This window comes from Campylobacter sp. RM9328 (assembly GCF_012978615.1).
This window is the reverse complement of record NZ_LIWF01000008.1, coordinates 15,136-37,320: the sequence shown is the minus strand read 5'-3', so window position 1 is coordinate 37,320 and position 22,185 is coordinate 15,136. Positions and strand designations below refer to the sequence as shown.

22 protein-coding genes and 1 tRNA gene are annotated in these 22,185 nt (G+C 37.3%); 19 read left to right on the top strand and 4 right to left on the bottom strand.

From position 1 onward, the window contains the following. The first annotated feature begins 10 nt into the window (after positions 1 to 10). The 19 genes from CCAL9328_RS06570 (at position 11) to CCAL9328_RS06480 (ending at position 18,349) form a co-directional block, all read left to right on the top strand. Positions 11 to 394 (top strand): DoxX family protein, encoded by a 384-nt coding sequence (locus CCAL9328_RS06570; RefSeq protein ID WP_169937786.1) that lies wholly within the window; start codon positions 11 to 13, stop codon positions 392 to 394. Between the two features lie 89 nt (positions 395 to 483). Next, on the top strand, positions 484 to 867 hold the full coding sequence (gene rpsL / locus CCAL9328_RS06565; RefSeq protein WP_169937788.1) for a 30S ribosomal protein S12: 384 nt from the start codon (positions 484 to 486) through the stop codon (positions 865 to 867). A 76-nt stretch (positions 868 to 943) separates the two neighbouring features. Then, positions 944 to 1,414, top strand: a complete 471-nt coding sequence (gene rpsG / locus CCAL9328_RS06560; protein ID WP_169937789.1) for a 30S ribosomal protein S7 — start codon at positions 944 to 946, stop codon at positions 1,412 to 1,414. Positions 1,415 to 1,426: 12 nt separating this feature from the next. Further along, entirely contained in the window at positions 1,427 to 3,505 is a 2,079-nt protein-coding gene (gene fusA / locus CCAL9328_RS06555) for an elongation factor G (protein ID WP_169937792.1), read from the top strand. Between the two features lie 81 nt (positions 3,506 to 3,586). Next, positions 3,587 to 3,663: transfer RNA gene (locus CCAL9328_RS06550), tRNA-Arg, on the top strand. Between the two features lie 487 nt (positions 3,664 to 4,150). Further along, on the top strand, positions 4,151 to 6,931 hold the full coding sequence (gene napA / locus CCAL9328_RS06545; protein WP_170000292.1) for a nitrate reductase catalytic subunit NapA: 2,781 nt from the start codon (positions 4,151 to 4,153) through the stop codon (positions 6,929 to 6,931). Between the two features lie 2 nt (positions 6,932 to 6,933). Next, positions 6,934 to 7,686 carry a ferredoxin-type protein NapG gene (gene napG / locus CCAL9328_RS06540; RefSeq protein WP_169937796.1) on the top strand — a complete coding sequence of 251 codons (753 nt, stop codon included), beginning with the start codon at positions 6,934 to 6,936 and terminating at the stop codon, positions 7,684 to 7,686. After that, entirely contained in the window at positions 7,686 to 8,480 is a 795-nt protein-coding gene (gene napH / locus CCAL9328_RS06535) for a quinol dehydrogenase ferredoxin subunit NapH (RefSeq protein ID WP_169937798.1), read from the top strand. The genes napG and napH overlap by 1 nt, the downstream gene beginning before the upstream one ends. Continuing rightward, positions 8,477 to 8,995: a nitrate reductase cytochrome c-type subunit gene (locus CCAL9328_RS06530; protein WP_169937800.1), complete on the top strand. Its 519-nt coding sequence runs from the start codon at positions 8,477 to 8,479 to the stop codon at positions 8,993 to 8,995. The genes napH and CCAL9328_RS06530 overlap by 4 nt, the downstream gene beginning before the upstream one ends. Next, a complete protein-coding gene (locus CCAL9328_RS06525) occupies positions 8,996 to 9,472 on the top strand; it encodes a 4Fe-4S dicluster domain-containing protein (RefSeq protein ID WP_169972231.1) in 477 nt (158 codons plus the stop codon). Beyond that, the gene (locus CCAL9328_RS06520; RefSeq protein WP_169972230.1) at positions 9,469 to 10,398 is read left to right on the top strand and encodes a WD40 repeat domain-containing protein; all 930 of its coding nucleotides are present in this window, start codon (positions 9,469 to 9,471) and stop codon (positions 10,396 to 10,398) included. Before CCAL9328_RS06525 ends, CCAL9328_RS06520 begins: the two co-directional genes overlap by 4 nt. Then, positions 10,395 to 10,742: a chaperone NapD gene (locus CCAL9328_RS06515; protein WP_169937805.1), complete on the top strand. Its 348-nt coding sequence runs from the start codon at positions 10,395 to 10,397 to the stop codon at positions 10,740 to 10,742. Before CCAL9328_RS06520 ends, CCAL9328_RS06515 begins: the two co-directional genes overlap by 4 nt. 90 nt (positions 10,743 to 10,832) lie before the next feature. Next, the gene (locus CCAL9328_RS06510; RefSeq protein WP_169937807.1) at positions 10,833 to 11,267 is read left to right on the top strand and encodes a Dps family protein; all 435 of its coding nucleotides are present in this window, start codon (positions 10,833 to 10,835) and stop codon (positions 11,265 to 11,267) included. Positions 11,268 to 11,368: 101 nt separating this feature from the next. Continuing rightward, the gene (locus tag CCAL9328_RS06505; protein WP_170000291.1) at positions 11,369 to 11,956 is read left to right on the top strand and encodes a hydrogenase-4 component G; all 588 of its coding nucleotides are present in this window, start codon (positions 11,369 to 11,371) and stop codon (positions 11,954 to 11,956) included. An 8-nt stretch (positions 11,957 to 11,964) separates the two neighbouring features. Then, a complete protein-coding gene (locus CCAL9328_RS06500; RefSeq protein WP_170000290.1) occupies positions 11,965 to 12,390 on the top strand; it encodes a hypothetical protein in 426 nt (141 codons plus the stop codon). A 317-nt stretch (positions 12,391 to 12,707) separates the two neighbouring features. Then, positions 12,708 to 13,967 carry a major outer membrane protein gene (locus CCAL9328_RS06495; RefSeq protein ID WP_170000289.1) on the top strand — a complete coding sequence of 420 codons (1,260 nt, stop codon included), beginning with the start codon at positions 12,708 to 12,710 and terminating at the stop codon, positions 13,965 to 13,967. Between the two features lie 94 nt (positions 13,968 to 14,061). Then, positions 14,062 to 14,619 (top strand): c-type cytochrome, encoded by a 558-nt coding sequence (locus CCAL9328_RS06490; RefSeq protein WP_169937815.1) that lies wholly within the window; start codon positions 14,062 to 14,064, stop codon positions 14,617 to 14,619. 183 nt (positions 14,620 to 14,802) lie between these two features. Continuing rightward, positions 14,803 to 17,889, top strand: a complete 3,087-nt coding sequence (locus tag CCAL9328_RS06485; RefSeq protein ID WP_170000288.1) for a cytochrome c biogenesis protein CcsA — start codon at positions 14,803 to 14,805, stop codon at positions 17,887 to 17,889. Position 17,890: 1 nt separating this feature from the next. Further along, positions 17,891 to 18,349, top strand: a complete 459-nt coding sequence (locus CCAL9328_RS06480; protein ID WP_170000287.1) for a fatty-acid--CoA ligase — start codon at positions 17,891 to 17,893, stop codon at positions 18,347 to 18,349. Positions 18,350 to 18,369: 20 nt separating this feature from the next. Here the strand turns inward: CCAL9328_RS06480 and CCAL9328_RS06475 are convergent, their stop codons facing one another. Genes CCAL9328_RS06475 through CCAL9328_RS06460 form a run of 4 tightly spaced genes read right to left on the bottom strand, consistent with a single transcriptional unit; the run spans position 18,370 to position 22,008 of the window. After that, positions 18,370 to 18,837: a phosphatidylglycerophosphatase A family protein gene (locus CCAL9328_RS06475; RefSeq protein WP_170000286.1), complete on the bottom strand. Its 468-nt coding sequence runs from the start codon at positions 18,835 to 18,837 to the stop codon at positions 18,370 to 18,372. A gap of 9 nt (positions 18,838 to 18,846) precedes the next feature. Beyond that, a complete protein-coding gene (locus tag CCAL9328_RS06470) occupies positions 18,847 to 20,028 on the bottom strand; it encodes a sulfate adenylyltransferase (RefSeq protein WP_169972223.1) in 1,182 nt (393 codons plus the stop codon). Then, complete coding sequence (locus CCAL9328_RS06465; RefSeq protein ID WP_169937824.1) at positions 20,006 to 20,896, bottom strand: response regulator; 891 nt, start codon at positions 20,894 to 20,896, stop codon at positions 20,006 to 20,008. The genes CCAL9328_RS06470 and CCAL9328_RS06465 overlap by 23 nt, the downstream gene beginning before the upstream one ends. Further along, positions 20,893 to 22,008: a bifunctional 2-C-methyl-D-erythritol 4-phosphate cytidylyltransferase/2-C-methyl-D-erythritol 2,4-cyclodiphosphate synthase gene (locus CCAL9328_RS06460; protein WP_170000285.1), complete on the bottom strand. Its 1,116-nt coding sequence runs from the start codon at positions 22,006 to 22,008 to the stop codon at positions 20,893 to 20,895. The genes CCAL9328_RS06465 and CCAL9328_RS06460 overlap by 4 nt, the downstream gene beginning before the upstream one ends. Positions 22,009 to 22,185 lie beyond the last annotated feature (177 nt).

Below are 22,185 nucleotides of genomic sequence, written 5' to 3'. Positions count from 1 at the left end.
ACGAGGCAAAATGAAAAATTTTAATTTAGGATTATTGTTTATTAGGCTTGGGCTTGGAATTTGTCTTTTTTTGCATGGGTTTCATAAGATAACAAACGGTATCGGTGGTGTTAAGGCAATACTTGTCAAATCAGGACTTTCTGAAATTTTGGCTTACGGAGTTTATCTTGGTGAAGTTTTAGCTCCTTTAATGCTAATTATTGGATTTTATTCAAGAATTTCTGCTTCCATTATCATAGCTACATCGCTCTTTATAATTTACGCAGCATATCCAAATCCTTTGGAGATCACAAACTATGGTGGTTTTAAGGCCGAAATTTTATATCTTTATATTTGTATGGCTTTTTGTATTGTATTTTGTGGCAGTGGAAAATACGCTGTTAAACAAGATTAGTTGATAATTTAAAATTATTTTAACCATTATTTAAGCCTTTTTTAAATAAAATTAGATCTTTTTAATAAATTTAGATGAAAGGAATTACTGTGCCAACCATAAATCAATTGGTCAGAAATGAGCGCAAAAAGGTTACTTATAAATCAAAGTCTCCTGCGCTAAAAGAGTGCCCTCAAAGAAGAGGAGTTTGCACGAGAGTTTATACAACAACTCCTAAAAAACCAAACTCAGCTTTGAGGAAAGTTGCCAAAGTTAGACTAACTAGCGGCTTTGAAGTTATCAGCTATATCGGCGGTGAAGGACATAACCTACAAGAACACAGCATCGTGCTAGTACGCGGTGGTAGGGTTAAAGACTTACCGGGTGTTAAGTATCACATCGTTCGTGGTGCACTTGATACTGCAGGTGTTGCAAAAAGAACTGTTTCACGTTCTAAATACGGTGCTAAACGCCCTAAAGACGCAAAAAAGTAAGCAAATAGGTTCGCAGACGCGCCCTAGATTTGGTTGCGTTTGAGTAAAATTTATAAAATTTGAAGGAAATAATCAAATGAGAAGAAGAAAAGCCCCTGTAAGGGAAGTTTTACCTGATCCGATTTACGGAAATAAAGTAATCACTAAATTTATTAATGCACTTATGTATGACGGTAAGAAAAGCGTCGCAACAGAGATAATGTATGGTGCGATCAAAGCTATCGAGAAAAAAGGTGGCGAGATACAAGGTATTGATGTATTTAACGACGCTATTGAAAACGTAAAACCTATTCTTGAGGTTAAATCACGCCGTGTAGGTGGCGCAACTTATCAAGTACCTGTTGAAGTTCGCCCTGCACGTCAGCAAGCTCTTGCTATTAGATGGCTTATCACTTTTGCTAGAAAAAGAAGTGAAAGAACAATGATAGACAAACTTGCAAACGAACTATTTGACGCTGCAAATTCAAAAGGTGCTTCATTTAAGAAGAAAGAAGATACTTACAAAATGGCAGAGGCTAATAAAGCGTTTGCTCACTACCGCTGGTAAGAAAGAGAAACTATGGCAGATAGAAAAACCCCATTACATATGGTTAGAAACATTGGTATTGCAGCTCACATCGATGCTGGTAAGACTACTACGAGTGAGAGAATTTTATTCTTTACGGGTATGAGTCACAAGCTTGGTGAGGTTCATGACGGCGCTGCTACTATGGACTGGATGGAGCAAGAAAAAGAGCGTGGTATTACTATTACTTCTGCTGCGACTACATGCTTTTGGAAAGATCACCAAATTAACCTAATCGACACTCCGGGACACGTTGACTTTACTATCGAAGTTGAACGTTCTATGCGTGTTCTTGATGGTGCTGTTGCAGTATTTTGTTCAGTTGGTGGCGTTCAACCTCAGTCTGAAACAGTTTGGAGACAAGCCAACAAGTATAAAGTTCCAAGAATGGTTTACGTAAATAAAATGGACCGTATAGGTGCCAACTTTTACAATGTTGAAAATCAAATCAAAACTAGACTAAAAGCCAATCCTGTGCCTATCCAAATTCCTATCGGCGCAGAAGATGAGTTTAAGGGCGTAGTAGACTTAGTTACTATGAAAGCCCTAGTTTGGGAAGACGATAGCAAGCCTACAACTTTTGTTGAGAGAGAAATTCCTGCTGATTTAGTTGAGAAAGCAGAAGAGTATAGAGCAAAAATGATCGAAGCAGTTGCCGAGACAGATGATGCTTTAATGGAAAAATTCTTTGGTGGCGAAGAACTAAGCGCTGAAGAGATCAAAAGAGGTATAAAGGCCGGTTGTTTATCTATGAACATTATACCTATGGTTTGCGGAACATCATTTAAAAATAAAGGCGTTCAGCCGCTACTTGACGCTATCGTGTCTTACCTTCCTGCTCCAGATGAAGTTGCAGCGATTAGAGGCGAATATGAAGATGGTACAGAAGTAAATGTTGAATCAACCGATGATGGCGAATTTGCAGGTCTTGCATTTAAGATCATGACAGACCCTTTTGTTGGTCAGCTAACTTTCGTTCGTGTTTATCGCGGAAGTCTTGAGAGTGGCAGTTATGCATTTAACTCAACAAAAGGTAAAAAAGAGAGAATCGGCCGTCTTTTAAAAATGCACTCAAATAAACGTGAAGAAATTTCAGTTCTACACGCTGGTGAGATCGGGGCGGTTGTTGGTCTAAAAGATACACTAACAGGCGATACGCTTTCAAGTGAAAAAGATCCTGTGATCCTTGAGAAAATGGACTTTCCAGAGCCGGTTATCTCTGTTGCGGTTGAGCCAAAAACTAAAGCTGACCAAGAGAAAATGGCTATTGCTCTTCAGAAACTAGCACAAGAAGATCCAAGCTTTAGAGTTAGTACCGATGAAGAGAGTGGTCAAACTATCATTAGCGGTATGGGCGAGCTTCACCTAGAGATCATTGTTGATCGTATGTTGCGTGAATTTAAAGTTGATGCAGAAGTTGGTCAACCGCAAGTTGCTTACCGTGAGACTATCCGCAAGACAGTTGAGCAAGAGTATAAATACGCTAAACAATCAGGCGGTCGTGGTCAATACGGACACGTTTTCTTGCGTATCGAGCCGCTTGAAGCTGCTAGTGGATTTGAATTCGTTAACGATATCAAAGGCGGCGTAGTACCAAAAGAGTATATACCTGCAGTTGAAAAAGGTTGTAAAGAGGCACTTCAAAACGGTATCCTTGCTGGTTACCCTGTTGAAGACGTTAAAGTTACTTTATTTGACGGTAGCTACCATGAAGTTGACTCATCTGAGATGGCGTTTAAACTTGCTGCATCTATGGGCTTTAAAGAGGGCGCTAAAAAAGCAGGCGCTGTTATACTTGAGCCTATGATGAAGGTTGAAGTTGAAACACCTGAAGAGTATATGGGTGATGTTATCGGTGACCTTAACAAGCGCCGTGGTCAAGTAAACTCAATGGATGAAAGAAGTGGTAACAAGATCGTTACAGCATTCTGCCCACTTGCGTCTATGTTTGGCTACTCAACAGACCTTAGAAGCCAAACTCAAGGTCGCGCTACATACTCTATGGAATTTGATCACTATGAAGAAGTTCCAAAGAATGTTAGTGAAGAGATTATTAAGAAAAGAAACGGCTAAAAGCCAAAAGCTAGCCACCCAAATTTGGGTGGCTTTTTAGTTTATATAAATTTAATTATTTATCGCTTTAAATTGCAAATTGTCCTCATAGCTCAGCAGGATAGAGCGCAAAATTCCTAATTTTGAGGCCTCAGGTTCGAATCCTGATGGGGACACCACTTATCTATTTACCGCTATTTATTTTAATTTATAACTATTTACCAAATCACGTTAAAATCAAGCTTTGTGTGAAAATTTAATTTATATTAATCTTCAAGTTTATTGTATGTTTTATTGTGATTTTGATTGAAAAATATAGTGTGATATATTATCTTGCTATGCATTTAAAAAATGAAATTTCTCGTTTTTATTAGAAATTTAAAACTAAAACTCTATCTCTTGCGTAAAATATAGATAAATTTTTCGTGAAATTTATGGATAACCTTTATAAGTATGCTTATCAATATTTAAACTATTTTGCGTTACGATCGTGGTTGTAGTCTTTGATTAAATTTTATCTCACAATTTTCCACTTAAATATTTAATAATCATTATAAATTCTTATCCTTCATTGATCTGGGTTAATCCGATTTAAATAAAATTTATGTTATATTAATGTTTTAGGCAAATAAGTACAAAGACTTAAATTCTTATCAAGGAGAAAATATGGATCGTCGGGAATTTATAAAATCAGCTGCCGCAACGGCTGCTTGTGCTAGTGCCGGTATCGCACTACCTAGCGGACTTAACGCAAACGAAGTAGAAAAAGGTTGGCGTTGGGATAAGGCTGCCTGTCGTTTCTGTGGTACAGGTTGTGGTATCATGGTGGCTACTAAAGACGGTAAGATCGTAGCCGTTAAAGGTGACCCTGAAGCACCTGTTAACCGTGGATTAAACTGTATTAAAGGTTATTTTAATGCAAAGATAATGTATGGCGAAGACCGTATAACTCATCCTTTACTTCGCGTAAATGAAAAAGGTGAATTTGATAAAAAAGGTAAATTTAAGCAAGTTAGCTGGAAACAAGCCTTTGACGTAATGGAAGTGCAATTTAGAAAAGCCTATAAAGAGCTTGGTCCTCATGGTGTAGGAGTTTTAGGCTCTGGCCAATACACTATCATGGAGGGTTATGCCGCTTCAAAAATGATGAAAGGCGGTTTTAGAAGTAACTCCATAGATCCAAACGCAAGACACTGTATGGCATCTGCCGTTGTCGGTTTTATGCAAGTTTTTGGTGTGGATGAGCCTGCTGGTTGCTATGATGATATCGAGATGACAGATACTGTCGTAACATGGGGCGCAAACATGGCTGAGATGCACCCGATCTTGTGGTCACGCATAAGCGATAGAAAGCTTGGTGATCCTGATAGGGTTAAAGTGGTAAATTTAACTACTTTTTCAAACAGAACTTCAAATTTAGCAGATATAGAGATTATCTTTGCTCCATCTACAGATCTGGCTATTTGGAACTATATAGCTCGCGAGATAGTTTACAATCATCCTGAAATGATAGATCAGGAATTTGTAAAACGTCACTGCGTATTTACAACAGGTCCGGTTGATATAGGTTACGGACTTAGACCGGAAACCAAGCACGCAAAATATCTACCAAGTGAGTTAGATACCGCAGCAACAGAGAAATCAAAAGTTTTAAGTGAAGCTGAGGGTGTTACTTTGGCGTACCTTGGCATGAAAGCAGGAGATACTCTTGAAAATAAAAATAACGGCAAGGCAGATGCACACTGGCATATAAGCTTTGAAGAGTTTAAAAAAGCTCTTGCACCATATACTTTGGAATTTACAGCCAAGATAGCAAAAGGTGACGCAAGTGAGCCTCTAGATGAATTTAAAGCCAAATTAAAACAATTAGCCGACCTTTATATCGAGAAAAATCGCAAAGTAGTTAGCTTTTGGACAATGGGCTTTAACCAACACCAAAGAGGAACATGGGTAAACGAACAAGCCTACATGGTGCACTTCCTGCTTGGCAAGCAAGCGCTTCCGGGATCCGGTGCTTTCTCGCTAACAGGACAACCAAGCGCATGCGGAACAGCGCGCGAAGTTGGAACATTTGTTCATCGCTTGCCTGCCGACATGGTCGTTGCCAATCCAAAACACAGAGAGATAACCGAGCAAATTTGGAAACTTCCTAAAAATACTATAAACCACGTTGTTGCTTCTCACTATGTAAAAATGCTTCGTGATCTTGAAGATGGTAAAAATAAATTTATCTGGGTTCAGGTAAACAACCCTTGGCAAAACACTGCAAATGCAAACCACTGGATAAAAGCGGCACGTGAGATGGATAACTTTATCGTTGTTTCAGATCCATATCCTGGAATTTCTGCTAAAGTTGCAGACCTTATACTTCCAACAGCGATGATATATGAGAAATGGGGTGCATACGGTAACGCAGAGCGTAGAACTCAACACTGGAGACAACAAGTTCTTCCTGTCGGCGAAGCGATGAGTGATACGTGGCAGATTATGGAATTTACAAAAAGATTTAAGATAAAAGAGTTCTGGGGCGAAGTAAAAGTAAATGATAAAGTTACTCTTCCTAGCGTTCTTGAAGAAGCAAAAGCTATGGGTTATAGCGAAGAAGACACGCTTTATGATGTGTTATTTGCTAATGAATACGCAAAAAGCTTTAACGCTAAAGACGCTATTATGGAGGATTACGATAACTCTGAAGTGTTTGGTGACAAACGTAAAGTTGTCGGCTCAGACGGTAAAGAATTTAACGGTTATGGCTTCTTTGTTCAAAAATATCTATGGGAAGAGTATAGAAAATTTGGCGTAGGACATGGACATGACTTGGCTGATTTTGATACGTATCATAGAGTGCGCGGACTTAGATGGCCGGTAGTAAATGGCAAAGAGACACAGTGGAGATTTAACGTTAAATTTGATTATTATGCTAAAAAATATGCAAAAGAGGGTGAAAATTTTGCATTCTACGGTAACAAAAACGCAGCTCTTCCAAGCGGAAATTTAAAAGCCGTGATAACGCAAGATAAGACTCCTCTAACAAATAAAGCTAAAATTTTCTTCCGCCCTTATATGGATCCATGCGAAATGCCAAGCAAAGAGTATCCGTTATGGCTATGTACGGGAAGGGTGCTTGAACATTGGCATACCGGCACTATGACAATGCGTGTTCCTGAACTTTATCGTGCTGTTCCTGAGGCGCTTTGCTACATGCATGAAGATGATGCGAAAAAGATCGGCATTCTTGACAATGAGATAGTATGGGTAGAGAGCCGCCGTGGTAAAGTCAAAGCACGTGTTGATGTAAATGGTAGAAACAAGCCGCCTGTAGGACTTGTGTATGTACCATTTTTTGATGAAAACGTGTATATCAACAAGGTATGTTTAGATGCGACTTGTCCTATCTCAAAAGAGACGGATTATAAAAAATGTGCCGTTAAGGTTTATAAGGCTTAGTCGTGCAAAATAGAAGAGAAGTCCTAAAATTTGGACTTAAAGCCGTTGCGCTGGCTGTTGCCGGTAGTTTTGTTTGGACAAAGGCTGTAAAGGCGGATAAGCTAGTTTTGCTTAGACCGCCCGGAGCTAAAAATGAGAGCGAATTTTTAGCTAGCTGTATACGTTGCGGGCTTTGCGTTGAGGCATGTCCTTTTGATACGTTAAAGCTAGCAACGCTTAGCTCTGGTGTGGCAAACGGCACTCCACACTTTACTCCGCGTGAAACTCCTTGCAAGTTATGCGAGGATATACCTTGCGTGGTAGCCTGTCCGACCAATGCACTTGATAAAATTTTAGTTAGCACAAATGGTGAGCTAGACATCAATAAAGCAAGAATGGGCGTTGCCATGATAGATACTCACAGCTGTATCGCATACTGGGGTATCCGCTGTGATGCCTGTTATCGTGATTGTCCACTTATAGACAAGGCATTGAAACTTGAGTACAGACGAAACGAACGCACCGCAAAACACGCATTTTTGCTACCGGTTGTTGATATGGATGTTTGTACAGGCTGTGGAGTATGTGAAAGAGTTTGCATTACGCAAAATCCAGCCATTAAGATCATGCCTAGAGATATCGTTATGGGCTCTGTGGATCAAAACTATGTCAAAGGTTGGGTAGAAGGCGACGAGAAGCGACTCGAGGGCGTTGATACAAACATAAAGCTTGATATTAATAAAGCTAAAGATTATTTAAATGATGGGGAGCTGTGATGAAAATTTTACTTTTTAGAAGGCTTACTCAAATTTTAATTTTAGTTGCGTTTATCGTATCAAACCATTATGGTTTAAAGTTGCTTTTGGGCGATCTTAGTGCCTCATCGCTTTTTGGTGCGATCACATTTGCTGATCCATTTGCTTTGCTACAGCTTATTTTAGCAGGAGCAAGTGTCGGTATGAGTGTGATTATTGGAGCTATGATTGTGGCTATTTTATATGCTGTTATTGCTCCACGTGCATTTTGTGCTTGGGTTTGTCCTGTAAATTTATTTACGGATATGGCTGCAAAACTACGCGAAAAACTAGGCTTTAATAAAGACGCAAAGCTTTTAAATTTACCTAAAAACACAAGATATTACCTACTTTTGGCAATTCTTGTGTTTTCAGCCTTGCTCTCTTTACCTGTTTTTGAGAGTGTAAGTTTTGTGGGTATGGTGCAAAGAGGTATCATATATCTTGATATTTTTGTATTAGCAGCGATCTTTGTGATTATAGTTTTTGACATGTTTGTTTTACCTAGAGGCATATGTGGATACATTTGTCCTTTGGGTGCGTTTTACGCTTTATTGTCAAAATTTTCGCTAATTCGTATCAGTCACGACCTAAGCAAATGCAACAAATGTGCAAAATGTCTAAAAGCTTGCCCCGAGCCGCAAGTCCTTTCGATGGTAGGGCATAAAAGCGGTTTTGTAACAAATAGCGAGTGCATAAGTTGTGGACGCTGTATTGATGTTTGCAATGATGATGCGATGAAATTTAGTATAAGAAATTTAAAGGAAGAAAGATGAAATTTAAATTTATAGCATTTGGCGCACTACTTGCGCTTATTTTAAGTGCTTGTGCGGTTTCAAACAAAAGCATAAGCGATACCGATATGGGTTTTAGAGGCGATCTTACTAATGACAATATCGCGGCTAGAGATATAAATTATAGTGCAGAGCCTGCCGGTATGTCAAAGAAATTTGACCGATCGTTTGAAAACGCACCTCCGTTTATCCCGCATGATTTAGAGGGTTTAGTGCCTATTACTAAAGATATGAACATGTGTGTAACCTGTCATATGCCTGAATTTGCCGCAGATAGCGGAGCTACACCGATACCTGCTTCACACTTGTATGATTTAAGAAATAAAACCGACTTGAAGGGAATTTTGCACGACGAGCGCTTTAACTGCACAACTTGTCACGTTTCTCAAGCGGATGTTAAAGTGCCTATCAAAAACAACTTCACTCCTGAATTTAGAGATGCCAACGGCTCTGCTAAGTCAAATTTACTTGATATCTTAAACGAGGGAGTAAGATAGTTGCAGCGTCGCGCACTATTTACTAAAATTTTAAAGCCGGTTACTGCCGTTGGGGAGCAGCCGCGCTTTATTACTCCGCCTTATTTTAGCGGTGAATTTGATTGTGAGGGCTGCGACGCACCTTGTGTTAGTGTTTGTGCAAGAGAGTTGCTTAGTTTTGACGGACAAAGAGTGATTTTTGACGTTAAGGATAGGGGTTGCAACTTTTGTAAAGAGTGTGCTATAGCTTGTGAATCGGTTAAAAAGAGTGTTCTAGATCTAAAATTTAGCCAAAATATCGGAGCAAAAACAGCAATACAAGTAAATTCTTGCTTAGCTTGGAATGATGTCATATGCTATAATTGTCAAGATGCGTGCAAGTATAAGGCGATTGATTTTCTTGGTGTTTTTCGTCCGATGATAAACGAGCGTTGTAATTCATGTGGCGAGTGTATTAATGCTTGCTTCAAACATTCGATTAAAATGGAGAGCTTATGAGAGTATTTTTAGTTTTTTTACTGTTTTTGGGCTTTGTTTTTGGCGAGGATTTGCCCTTTAAGACCATACAAACACAAGCAAATGTCATGTCTATGACGCTTGTAAATGACAACCTTTATATCGCAACTTATAGCGGTAGTATAGAAATTTATGATGTAAAAAATGACACTTTTAAGCAAAGTATTGTTTTTGACGACATTAAAAATATAAATGATGAAATTTTGCGACCAAATATCCTAAGCATAGATGAGCTAAATGATTCTTTGCTGGTTTTGGCTGAAGCAAATTCTAATAAACGTTCGCTTTATCTTGTAAAAGATAGCGGCATAAAGCTTGTTTCCCAACTTGGCGAATCTGCTAAAAAAGCTCTGTTTCTAAGTGAAAATGAAGCGATTTTAGGTACTATCAGCAATGAAATTTCTATTATAAATTTACAAAACGGCAAGAGTGAGCATGACTTTAAAATTTCAACCGCGCTTCTAGCTGATATGAAGGCAAATCCAAGCAAAACAACCGTTGCTATAGCTACCGAAGGAGGTAAAATTTACTTTTACGATGTTAAAAGTAGGGATATGAGCAGGATTGTAGACGTGCATAAAGATACAATGTATGCTATCGACTATGACGGTAACGTTGTGCTTACTGCAGGCGTTGATATGAGCGTGGCTGTTTTGCGGGGCAATGAGATAAGACGTCTAAAGGCAAAAACTTCAGTTATGGATATAGCTTTAAGCACTGACGCAAAAACAGGTGCTTATATTCAAGATGATTTGAGTGAAATTTATGTTTTTGATACAAATTCTCTTACGCAAGTAAAGCGTTTGCAAACTCCTCAAAATACGATAAATAGTATAGTCTTTATCTCTCCTGATATGCTTTTAAGTAGTGCTTTTGAGAAAAACATACATTTTTGGAAGGTAAGATGAATATTTCAAGCGTTGTTATAAATTTAAAAGAAAAAGCAGACAAAAATTTAGTATTAAACGAGCTTAGTAAATTTAAAGATGTAGAAATCATAGCTCACAAAAACGATAAAATCGTAGCCGTTGTAACCGCAGACGACGTAAATGGCGAAGTGGCAACCTTTAGACGTATGGAGATGATCGAAGGGGTTGCGACTGTTGCTATGGTTTATGCATATCAAGAAGATGTTGAGTTTGATAAAGACAAGCTAGATAAAAAACAAGGAATAAGCGAAATTTTAACAAATGATAACGTCAAAGCCGAAGATATTTGCTATAATGGAAGTGTTCACTATAAAGTAAGATAAATTTTCCTAAATAATAAAATTTATTATTTAATTTAATAATTATTAAGCATTCTGTGTTAAAATTACGCCAAATTAACAAAAGGAGACAAAATGTCAAAAGTTATAGCAAGACTAAATAAAATTCAGGCTGACGCAAACGCGTTATATGTTAAATTTCACGATCTTCACTGGAATGTAAAAGGAATTCAGTTTTTTAGCATTCACGAATACACTGAAAAAGCATATGATGATATGAGCGAAATTTTCGATGCTGTTGCAGAGCGTGCTATCATGCTTGGCGGTACAGCTGTTGTTAAAGCTGAGGAGTTGGCAAAACTAACTTGCATTAAACACGAAGCAAAACCATCTTATACTCCAACAGAAGTTTTGGAGATCGTTTTAGCAGAGTATAAACATCTTTTAAAAGAATTTAAAGACCTTGACGAAGTTGCCGAGGGCGATACAACAACTCAAGCTTATGCTCAAGAGCAAATAGCAAAATACGAAAAAGAAATTTGGATGCTTAACGCAACTTTAAGCAAATAAAACCCCAAGGGCGAAAATTTCGCCCTTTTTTCTTCCTTTTAAACCTAAAGAAATTTTCATTTTTGACGATATTGGTGGCAGATTATTGCAAAGGAGCAAATATGCAAGTTAGCCTAAATTCAAGCATTTTAACAACGATAAGCGAAAAAACACAAACAAAACAAGATACTCTTTTAAACAAGAACAATGAAGAGAAATTAAAAGAATTCTCCTCAATGAGTGCAAAAGAGCTTTCAAATAGTTATTTTTTACAATTTCAAGCACAAATTTCAGCCCAAACAACATCGAACTCCTCCGCTCAAAGCGCATTAAGCGGTGTGATATCCGGCGTGCCGTCAAATTTATCTGAAATTTTAAGCGGACTTGACCTATCTTCCATCGGATATAACGGTACAGCTATAGATAAGTTAAATGTAGATGAAGCAAGTGCACTAGTGAGTGAAGAGGGTTTTTTTGGTATTACAAATACCGCGCAAAGACTTTCAGGCTTTGTTTTATCTTTTGCAGGCGATGATTTAGAAAAGCTTCAAGCCGGTCGCGAAGGAATTTTAAGAGGTTTTAATGAAGCTCAAAAAGCATGGGGTGGAAATTTGCCTGAAATTTCACAAAAGACTATCGATAAGGCCCTATCTTCTATCGACGAAAAGATCGCTTCTCTTGGTGGAAATGTTCTAAATGTTTCTGCTTAAGGGTCTGTATGTTTAAAATTTTAATATCTATTTTTGTAGTTTTTGCTCTTGGTGGTTGTTCCTTTTTTTACAAACAACCATCTAAGCCAAAAAATATCGTAGTGCAAAAGCCTGCTAAAAGTTCTATCAAAGGTTTTATCAAAGACCTTACTTATGAAGATGGCGGATATTGTTATACTATCATTGCTGTTGACACTAAAAATTCTAAGTTACCTAGCGCAAATTTTTGTGCTAATAAATACTACTATGACAAAGGCGATCTTGTTTACGCGACATTTTTTGGCAGAAACCTTGAGAGTATGCTTCTCATACGTGAGGGAAGTTCGTCTGGCAAAATTTCAGGCATCAAAAAACCGCAAAATACAATCAATACAAATCGTAAAAATATAAAAACAAAGATAGAAGTACCAAAAGAGGAGCATATATCTTTTTGATTAGCCGTTGATTTACTGTCATTGACTATAATTTCACCAAGCAATCAAAACTAGAACTCCTTTTAAGGGGCTGTGATGGAACTTCGCCCCTTTCCTTATCTTTCATGCTTTTTTGTCATAATTCTTTTTATAAAATTATTTTTTGCATATTTTCATATTACATTAGCAAGTCCTTTTTCTTAACAAAAGCATATTTGCTCTATATACGGTAAATACACGGTAACAAATTCGTAGATTTTTATGATTTTTTAAGCTTAAAATCAAAAAATCTGTATTATAATGGCTTTCACAATATTTCTTAAAAGGAGACTTAGAAAATGAAATTAGCTAAAATTAGTCTAGCTACTTTGGTTGCTTTAGGTGCTTTCTCAAGCGTTGCTTCTGCTACTCCACTTGAAGAGGCTATTAAAAATGTAGACGTTTCAGGTATGGCAAGATACCGCTATACAAATAAAACTACAGATGATGCAGTTGGAAGCACAACTGGCGCAGGACATCAGTTTAAATTTATAGCTAACTTCAAAGCGGCTATCGATGATAACTTCTTTGGCGTTATAGGTCTTAGATATAACAAGACTGACGATTCAGGCAGAACAAACACTGGAACAGACAAAACAAATGTAAATAATGATAGTAATCTAGGCATCCATCAATTTTACCTAGGATATACTTATGCTAACACTACAATCACAGCAGGTAAACAAACTCTAGGTACATTCTTTACTGATGATGCTATTGGCACAGGTATTAAGGTTTTAAATAAAGATGTAGAGGGCTTAACTCTAGCTGCTATAGCATTTGATGGACTTGAAAATGATAAGCAAGAGAGTGATGGCGGTCTTTATGATTTTGAAGCAGTAACAGCTAAGCTTCCAGCTCCTATTGCTGGCAGAACACTAGAGCAATATGATGCAGGTAACCTATATGGTGTAGCTGCTATCGGTTCTTATGATCCTATTAGTTTCCAACTATGGTATGCTTCTCTTGAAAACCTAACAGACCTTCTTGCTCTTGAACTAGCAGGTGATTTTGATGTTACTAATGATGTAAATATCGGCTTTAAAGGTCAATTTGTAAATTCTGATGCAAATTCAGATATTAAAAATGCAGGAAAAGCTCTAGGCTTTGATTATAATGACGGTAAATTCTATGCAGGTGAGTTATCTGGCGAATTCTTTGGCGTTAACGCAACTGCTGGTTATATCGGATATGATGTTAAAAACAAAGGCATGACATCATTTAGCCTAGAAGACCAAGGCTCTTTAATAGATGTTGCTGAGCAATTCTCTGATAAAGTTGGTGATTATACATTAGCTGAAGGTAAAGGTAACTTCTGGTTTGCTAAACTAGGTTATGGAATTGATAAATTTAAATTTAGTGTTGATTATGTAGCTGGTACAGTTAAATACACTGGAGGTAATGAAACAGATTACCAAGAAGTAATGCCTGCTGTAGCTTACCAATACAACAAAAAGCTAAAATTCAGCACATTCTACTCATGGGCTAACTATGATGAAAAAGGTGCATCTGATCGCGATTCTCAAAAATATAGATTTGAGGCTAGATACTCATTCTAATTCACTTAGCTTTATTTAACAAGCTTATGATATAATCCCAAGTTAGTATCCCTAACTTGGGATTTTTAAATTTAGGACATTTAAAAGGAAGCTTATGAAAATTTTTAAAATTTCTTTTTTGGCGTGTGTTTTTGCGGCAAGTGTATTTGGCGCTTCAGAAGTTTACTATATAAGAGCGTATGGAGAGTTTGGCAAAGAACTTGCTGATATGGCAACAAAACAGGCCAATGAAAAAAATGAGAAAATTCAAGTTTTCATCGACGAAGACCCTAGAAAATACAAAGATAACAGGATAGTAAAAATCGGCGTCGATCGCAAAGGTAGATATAGCGCATCTTTAGGAAAAGAACTGTATGAAAAGCAGTGCATGAGCTGTCACGGTGAAAATGCAGACAAACGACCTTATGGATCAACAGCTCTTAAAAATTTAAGTGCCCAGGATATAGAAGACTCTATAATTTCATATAGAAGTGATACGGAATTTGGCAAGGGTGGAAGACTACTTATGCAAACACAGGCCAAGATAGTAAACAACCAAGATCTTGGAGCGATAATCGCATACCTAAAAGGCAAAGATGCATTAAGTGAGCAAGAGGAGCTACAAAATAAACCTGTTTCTACCGAGAAAAAACAAGGCAGCTATCTAAGATAAAATATCTATCGGTAGCTCGCTTTTTGACAACCAATCCTTAAGAGCGTAAAATTTATAATAAATTTATATGAATTTTACGCTATATCTTTAGCTTCCTCACAAACTCCCTAAAAAACCATATAATTAACGGTTGCGTTAAATATTTTATTATATAATTGTGCGATTACACAACAAAGGTATTTAATGTTTGGTTTTAAATCAGTTTTTTTAAGTATGAGTTCAGCGATAGTATTGATGATCATCTTTGCTATCGGAAGTGGCGCGGCAACCATTATTGAGAGTAAGTCTGGTACCGAAGCCGCATGGTTTTATGTATATGGTGCTGGTTGGTTTGCATTTGTGCAGTTATTGTTAGGTATAAATTTAGCCTACAATATTTATCAATATAAGCTTTTAAATGTCAAAAAACTCCCGTCATTGCTTTTTCATGCAGGTTTTATAGTTATACTTATAGGCGCAGGGATAACTAGGTATTTTGGATTTGAAGGCAATGTGCATATTAGAGAAAATTCCCAAACTAATATTGTAACAACAAAAGGCACATACATAAGTCTAAGTTCGTTGGTTGATGGACAAGAGGTTACTACTTCGATACCTCGTTCATTTAACGACATAGTAACAAACGGCTTTGATATAAAGCTCAAGATCGGTCAAGATAGTGCTAATATGAAATTTGTAGAGTATCTGCCAAGCGCCGCATATAGATTTGTCGACGATGAGGGTGGAAGAGCCGTTATAGAGCTAACGATCTCTGATGATGAAAATAGAGAAGATGTATATCTACTTGAGGGCGAAGAAGTCGTTGCAGGTGATATAAGCTTCTTATTTAACACAATGCCAAAATCTAATCAAAAATTTGTTCTTTTTAAACTAGAAAATGGAAAATTTAGCGTTACTTCAAGCATGGAGTTAAGTAAAATTTCAATGATAGATAGTTCTAAAAGTGTGATTAGCCCAGAGAGTGTAAATGAGTTTGAAGAGAAAAATTTATACACGATAGAGGGAGTAAATTTTATATCTAAATTTATTTCAGCTAAGGCAAAAAGAAAGCTCATGGCAAATCAAAACGGCGAATTTGACGTAGTAAACGTGCTTTTAACATATAAGGGTGAGAGCAAAGAAATTCCACTGTTTTATAACCTTATAGAGCCTAGTAAAGCTACAGTCGCAGGTCAGCAGTTTAACGCATCTTGGGGACTTCAACAGATAAAGCTTCCTTTTAGTTTGTATTTAAAAGATTTTGAATTAAAAAGATACCCTGGCTCAAATTCCCCAATGAGCTATGCAAGTGAAGTTGTCGTTAAAGATGGAGATAGTCCAAGTTTTGATTATAGGATATATATGAATCACGTTTTAGATTATGATGGATATAGATTTTTCCAAAGCTCATATGATCAAGATGAGCGCGGAACAATACTATCAGTAAACAAAGACCCCGGCAAGATCCCGACTTATATCGGATACTTTTTGCTTGGCATAGGATTTTTCTTAAATGTAGTAAACCCCACAAGTAGATTTAGAAAGCTAGCAAAACTGATAGATAACGACTCTGTAAAAAAAGTAGCAAGCTTCCTTGTGATCGGACTTTTTGCTTTAAATTTAACTCAGCTAAAAGCGGCTGACGACTTCTTGCCTCGTATAAGTCCAGAGCATGCCAAAAAGCTTTCAAGGCTTATCGTGCAAAGTCCTGACGGCAGGATGAAACCTTTTGATACGCTTAGTAAAGAAGTATTAAACAAATTTCACAGAAAAGATCGTATCGGTTCGCTTGACTCAAACCAAGCAGCGCTTTCCATAATGGTTATGCCGGAGTTTTGGCGTAATGAATTTGTGATCGCACTTGGGTCAAGCAGCGAGTTAAAAAAGGTTTTGGGAGTATCTGAAAATGCAAAATACGCTAGTTTTAACGACTTTTTTAAACTAGGTAAGGATGGCAGAAGCGAGTATAAGCTTACTAAATTTGCCGAACAAGCTAACCGCAAACACCCTGGCTCGCGTGGCACTTTTGATAAAGATGTGATCAAGATAGATGAAAGGCTAAATGTCTTTTATATGATGTTTATAGGAGAGATATTTAAAATTTTTCCAAAACAAGATGATCCATCAAACACTTGGTACTCTCCTGCATCGGCAATGATGTATTTTTCTCCTGAAGAGGGAAATTTGGTTATAGGCATGATGAGGGATTATTTTACAGCAGTTGATAATGCGGTAAAAACTCAAGAATGGAGTGAAGCGGATAAGGCTTTGGATAAAATTTTTGAGTATCAAAACAACTACGGCTCACAAATAATGCCTGCAAAGCAAAAGATAGAAACCGAGCTTTTGTTTAACAAGCTGCAAGTTTTTGATCGCTTAACACCGATATATTTACTAGCCGGCTTAGTGTTGTTACTGTTTGTGTTTATAAAAATGTTAGCTCCAAAGCTAAATATCGACAAGATCGTTAAGGTGATATATGGCATAAATTTACTTGCATTTGCAGTTCATACCATTGGTCTTGGGCTTCGCTGGTATATCGCAGAACACGCTCCTTGGAGTAATGCCTATGAGTCTATGGTATATATCGCTTGGGCGCTTGGTCTTTCTGGTATAGTGTTTTCAAAACGTAGCCCGATAGCTATCGCGCTTACATCTATACTTGCCGGTGTTACGCTTTTTGTTGCACATTTAAGCTGGATGGACCCACAGATAACAACGCTTGTGCCTGTTCTTCAAAGCTACTGGCTAACGATCCATGTTTCTATTATTACGGCTAGTTATGGATTTTTAGGGCTTTGTGCATTGCTTGGCGGTTTTGTACTTATACTTATCATCATGCAAAGCAAGAAAAAACCAAACGAAGAAATTTCACGCAACATTACAGAGGCTACCCGTATAAATGAGATGGCGATGATACTTGGTCTTAGCTTGCTAACTTTAGGAAACTTTTTAGGCGGTGTTTGGGCAAATGAAAGCTGGGGTAGATACTGGGGTTGGGATAGTAAAGAGACCTGGGCTCTTGTGTCGATACTGGTTTATGCGGCAGTTTTACATATTAGATTTATACCAAAGCTTAATAACCAATACGCCTTTGCTGTTGCATCGTTTTTTGCATACTGGGCGATACTTATGACGTATTTTGGTGTGAATTTCTACTTGGCGGGTATGCACTCGTATGCAGCAGGAGATCCGTTGCCGGTACCGGATTTTATTTGGATCATGATAGGTGTTATGGTGGCGATTACGCTTCTAGCGTATCCAAAACGTAATATCTGTTCAAGACTTTAATATGAGCACACAAAGCACGATTTTGCTTGTTATAATAGCGATTTTTTTAATCGCTATTATCGTGCTTATGATGGTTTTGATCAAATTTATAAAAAATGACGACATAGAACATAAAGTGGCTCCTAAGTCCGCAAAGCAAGCAACTCCCAAAAAAGAGACTAGCATAAAAGATCTTATCAGTATAGCTTCTGATAGCAAAAAGAGCAAAGATGATCTAGCTATGGTTGTAAGTCAATTTATAGAAGAGTTTAAATTTCCACAAAAACAAAACGGAAAAGCGCCTCAAGAAGCGGGAATATATTTAAATTTGGTTCTTCTTATATGTAGTCATAAAAATGCCGATGCTAAGATAATAACCGTATTAAACGCCGGACTTAAGAAGAAAAATCCCGAGTATGTCGTCGAGATAGAGGAGTATGAAAGCCAAGGCGTAGAGAATAGAAAAAATAGAGCAAGATAAAAGCTCGTATATTAACGAGCTTAGATCAAACTTATACCAAATTTTAGGCATATACCATAAGCTATCGCACTCATAAGTCCCGCGAAAAATCCAGCGACCATATCATCTCCCATAACACCAAGTCCGCCTTTGACATTTCTGTCTATACGTCCGATAATAGACGGCTTTTTGATGTCAAGTAGTCTAAAAAATAAAAACGATAGCAAAATTTGAGCAAACGTAGCTCCACTAATAGCTATCGCTAAAAATACACCTGCAACTTCATCTATAACGATATGTGAACTATCGTGTTTACCGGTTATTTTTTCATAGCTTTCCACTGCGCTTACGCCAAGCAAAAACAGCAAAATACTAGCTAAAAACAGCGTCGTAGAAGAAAAATACGCAAGAATTATATATGCGCAAACCATACCGGCTAGCGAACCCCAAGTCCCAGGAGCTTTTGGTAAAAGCCCAGTGCCAAAAAATGTCAAAAATAATTTTTGCATGTATCGTCCTTAAGTCATTGATGATGTTTGATAAAGTTTCATTAACTCTTCATAAAAGTCGCGATCGCTGCGTTTTTCAAGAAGACCTGAATTTGGAAATAAATCATCGCATAGTTTTTGAATATCTTTAAACCTATCCGGTAAAATTTGTGACAAAATAAGCGCCGATATATCCGGGCGTATCAAGATAGCAGGCGGCAAAATACCTTGAAAAAGTAGCGTTTTTATAGTGTCTGGATGGTATTTGATGTGATGATGTGCACCATGCGGGCATGTTTTTGTGCTTACAAGAGTTTTGCACTTGTTACAGTAAACAAGTTCAGGTAAGATGATGATATCCATCTTTAAAGCGTCTTTGTATTTATCAAGTATAGTATGGGCTTCGTTTTGATCAAAAAACATACCTATGCCTGTGTGATTTTGCCCGATAACTAGCTTGTCTGCTCCTAAATGGTGAGCAGTTATATACTCAAGTGTTGGATTTTTATGTGAACTAAAAAGGGTTGTGTTTCTTAACGGAAATATAAAAATCCTATTTGACGGTAAGTAGTTTTGGTTAAAATACTCAAGTACCTCTTTGCGCAAGTCGTAGTTTATATGACTATCTTGCGTTGTTCTTACTAAAAACACAATAACCAAGTCGGTTTTATCTATCGTCATTCTCACTAGGCGCTCATGTGCTCGGTTAAATGGATCAGCAGTAAGGAAAAGCGCAGTTATCCTCTTTGCACCCGTTTCTTTAATGACCTTTTGAAGGCGTTGTTTTGTCTTTTTTAGCTCTTGGTCATAAATTTCAAATTCTCCGCTTAGGGCGTATTCTCCAAGTCTCATCTGATGGACACTTGTTGATTCGTTAGCTAAAAATATATTTTTTTCACTTGTTTGTTTATCTAGTTTAAAAATTTTATCTGCATCCACATGCCCGATTATCTCACCTTTTAGCGATAAATTTACTCTCTCTCCTTGTTTTAAGCTTTTTACGACTGCTTGATTTTCATCGCCAAATGGAGCAAATCCAAAAGAGTAAGGCATCGGCTCACTCTCGAAAAAACCGTATTTGTTCGTTGCTTTTATCTGATCATAGTCCATAAAAGAGCTAAAATTTGAGATGATGTTGTTTTTGATAAGTTCAAGCGTTCCAAACGCTTCGGTGCTTATGGCTATAGTTTTATTTTTTCTTGAGGATATCATATTTTTTTCTTTTCTCCCAAAGTGATTTACGTGAAATTCCAAGTTTTTTAGATAGTTCCGTATCTGGAAATCTATCCTGATATGTGGTTATAATGTGTCTTATGTATTCGTCGATAGTTACTATCTCATCCACGCTAAATCCTTGCGCCTTATTTACTATATCAAGCGTATCAAAAGGCACGGATAGCTCTAGGTCTGTTGTTGAGATGACTATCTTTTTTTTGTATGAAAACGATAAAATTCTCTCTTGTTCGTCATTTTTTAGTAGTTGAAAATTTGAGATATAAAGATACTCTTTTGGATTTTGTTTTAAAATTTTATCGATCTGGGCTAGTTTAGTTGCCGGACAGAAGATAAAAGGGGTCTTCATCTCGCTCATATAAAGCTGGACAAATTTGTCCGCATAAGGTATTTTTGACGTGCGTATTAAAAGAGGGAGTTTTACCTTTTTGACGTCTATGTCGTCTATTTTGTAGTTGCGAAGAGTGTATTGTATGTAGTCTTCGTAGCTTTGTAAAAGTGCTTTCATGCGTTTGTGTTCTTCAAAATGCCTTATCTTTCTAACGAGTTCTTCAAGCATAAAAGGCTTTTGGATGTAGTCATTTGCTCCCGCTTGTATCGGCTTTAAAACGGTATCATTACTGATATAAGCGATAAGAAGTATGATGATAGCATCTTGAAATTTATCTATCACAGGGTAGAAGTCTTGCCCCGGAAGTGCTGTAGAAAGTAGCACAACATCGAAATTTTCGTATTTAAGTGCGTCTTTGACGTTATTTGTTATCTCGCATTCGTGACCCAAGTCAGCTAATTTACTTGCGATAGAGCCTGCTAGGTAAATTTCATTTTCTACTATTAAAATTTTCATATTTTTGTCCAGTCATAATATTTTAAACTCGCACTTGCTATAACGGCTATGCCTTCGCCACGTCCAACAAAGCCAAGTTTTTCGGTGGTAGTTGCTTTTACGTTTATGCGATTTGGTGTTAAATTCAAAGCGACCGCGATATTTTCCGCCATTTTTCTTTTAAATTTAGAAATTTTTGGTTTTTCAGCCATTATCGTTATGTCTGCATTTACAAGCTCAAAACCAACGCTTTGGACTTTTTTATAAGCCTCTTTTAGCAAAAACATCGAACTTATGTCTTTAAAATTTGCGTCCGTATCAGGAAAAAGCTCTCCTATGTCGCCAAGCCCTGCAGCTCCCAAGATCGCATCTGTTAAAGTATGAAGCGCTACATCTCCGTCGCTGTGAGCCTTTAACCCTAGTTCAAATTCAAGCTTTTCCCCGCACAGCCAGAGCTCTCTGCCCTTTGCAAACTCATGCACGTCAAATCCCGTGCCGACAAATTGTTCAAGGCTAGGAGAGACAAGGTTAAGCCGTGAAAGATCCTCTTTTGTGGTTATTTTTCTAGCTCTTTCATCTCCTAAAATATGCCAAACAGACCCGCCGACTGCTCTTATAGCAGAGCTATCGTCTGTATAGGTAACATCTGTTTCAAGCGCTTGTTTTAGTAAATTTGTGCGTGAAAGTTGAGGGGTTTGTATAAGTTTTACTCTCTCTCTATCGATAGCCTCTTCGCCAAGATAGGCAGTGTCTGCGATCTTAAGTGCAGGAACTACGCAGTCTGCTTGCTTCGCGCCTTCTATGATTTTATTAAAAAGCTCTTTTGGTATCATCGGGCGTGCTATATCGCTTACTAAAACAAATTCGCTTTTTACTAGTGAAAGTGCGTTTTTTAGGCTTTCTTGGCGAGTTTGTCCACCATTTATAAATTTATAATTTGGCGCGAAAAAGGACATATACTCACTCTCTTTACTAACAACTATAACATCTTTAAATGAGTAAAAACCACTCAAATTTTTAGTTGCCACTAGCCAAAGCGGATCAGAACCTACTCTTAGCCATTGTTTTTTTACCGGTAGTCCAAAACGCGTAGAATCCCCGGCTCCAAGCATAATAAGTGTAATATCTAGCAAATCTATCTCCTTGCTTTGCCTTTTGTTTGATATTTTTGGTTTCTTTTAGAAACATTATTAAGATTTTTGTGAGAAAAGGCAAAAAATAAAACATAAAACAACTTTAAAGCATGTTGTTTTAAAGAGTATTTTATGTAAATAAACATCAAAATGTTACGATATTATACATCTATAAAA

What these genes read in the sequence shown, in the direction of transcription:
- CCAL9328_RS06570 (WP_169937786.1), top strand. Translation starts at nt 11, where the DNA reads ATGAAAAATTTTAATTTAGGATTATTGTTTATTAGGCTTGGGCTTGGA.
- rpsG (WP_169937789.1), top strand. Translation starts at nt 944, where the DNA reads ATGAGAAGAAGAAAAGCCCCTGTAAGGGAAGTTTTACCTGATCCGATT.
- fusA (WP_169937792.1), top strand. Translation starts at nt 1,427, where the DNA reads ATGGCAGATAGAAAAACCCCATTACATATGGTTAGAAACATTGGTATT.
- napA (WP_170000292.1), top strand. Translation starts at nt 4,151, where the DNA reads ATGGATCGTCGGGAATTTATAAAATCAGCTGCCGCAACGGCTGCTTGT.
- napH (WP_169937798.1), top strand. Translation starts at nt 7,686, where the DNA reads ATGAAAATTTTACTTTTTAGAAGGCTTACTCAAATTTTAATTTTAGTT.
- CCAL9328_RS06530 (WP_169937800.1), top strand. Translation starts at nt 8,477, where the DNA reads ATGAAATTTAAATTTATAGCATTTGGCGCACTACTTGCGCTTATTTTA.
- CCAL9328_RS06520 (WP_169972230.1), top strand. Translation starts at nt 9,469, where the DNA reads ATGAGAGTATTTTTAGTTTTTTTACTGTTTTTGGGCTTTGTTTTTGGC.
- CCAL9328_RS06515 (WP_169937805.1), top strand. Translation starts at nt 10,395, where the DNA reads ATGAATATTTCAAGCGTTGTTATAAATTTAAAAGAAAAAGCAGACAAA.
- CCAL9328_RS06510 (WP_169937807.1), top strand. Translation starts at nt 10,833, where the DNA reads ATGTCAAAAGTTATAGCAAGACTAAATAAAATTCAGGCTGACGCAAAC.
- CCAL9328_RS06505 (WP_170000291.1), top strand. Translation starts at nt 11,369, where the DNA reads ATGCAAGTTAGCCTAAATTCAAGCATTTTAACAACGATAAGCGAAAAA.
- CCAL9328_RS06500 (WP_170000290.1), top strand. Translation starts at nt 11,965, where the DNA reads ATGTTTAAAATTTTAATATCTATTTTTGTAGTTTTTGCTCTTGGTGGT.
- CCAL9328_RS06495 (WP_170000289.1), top strand. Translation starts at nt 12,708, where the DNA reads ATGAAATTAGCTAAAATTAGTCTAGCTACTTTGGTTGCTTTAGGTGCT.
- CCAL9328_RS06490 (WP_169937815.1), top strand. Translation starts at nt 14,062, where the DNA reads ATGAAAATTTTTAAAATTTCTTTTTTGGCGTGTGTTTTTGCGGCAAGT.
- CCAL9328_RS06485 (WP_170000288.1), top strand. Translation starts at nt 14,803, where the DNA reads ATGTTTGGTTTTAAATCAGTTTTTTTAAGTATGAGTTCAGCGATAGTA.
- CCAL9328_RS06480 (WP_170000287.1), top strand. Translation starts at nt 17,891, where the DNA reads ATGAGCACACAAAGCACGATTTTGCTTGTTATAATAGCGATTTTTTTA.
- CCAL9328_RS06475 (WP_170000286.1), bottom strand. Translation starts at nt 18,837, where the DNA reads ATGCAAAAATTATTTTTGACATTTTTTGGCACTGGGCTTTTACCAAAA.
- CCAL9328_RS06470 (WP_169972223.1), bottom strand. Translation starts at nt 20,028, where the DNA reads ATGATATCCTCAAGAAAAAATAAAACTATAGCCATAAGCACCGAAGCG.
- CCAL9328_RS06465 (WP_169937824.1), bottom strand. Translation starts at nt 20,896, where the DNA reads ATGAAAATTTTAATAGTAGAAAATGAAATTTACCTAGCAGGCTCTATC.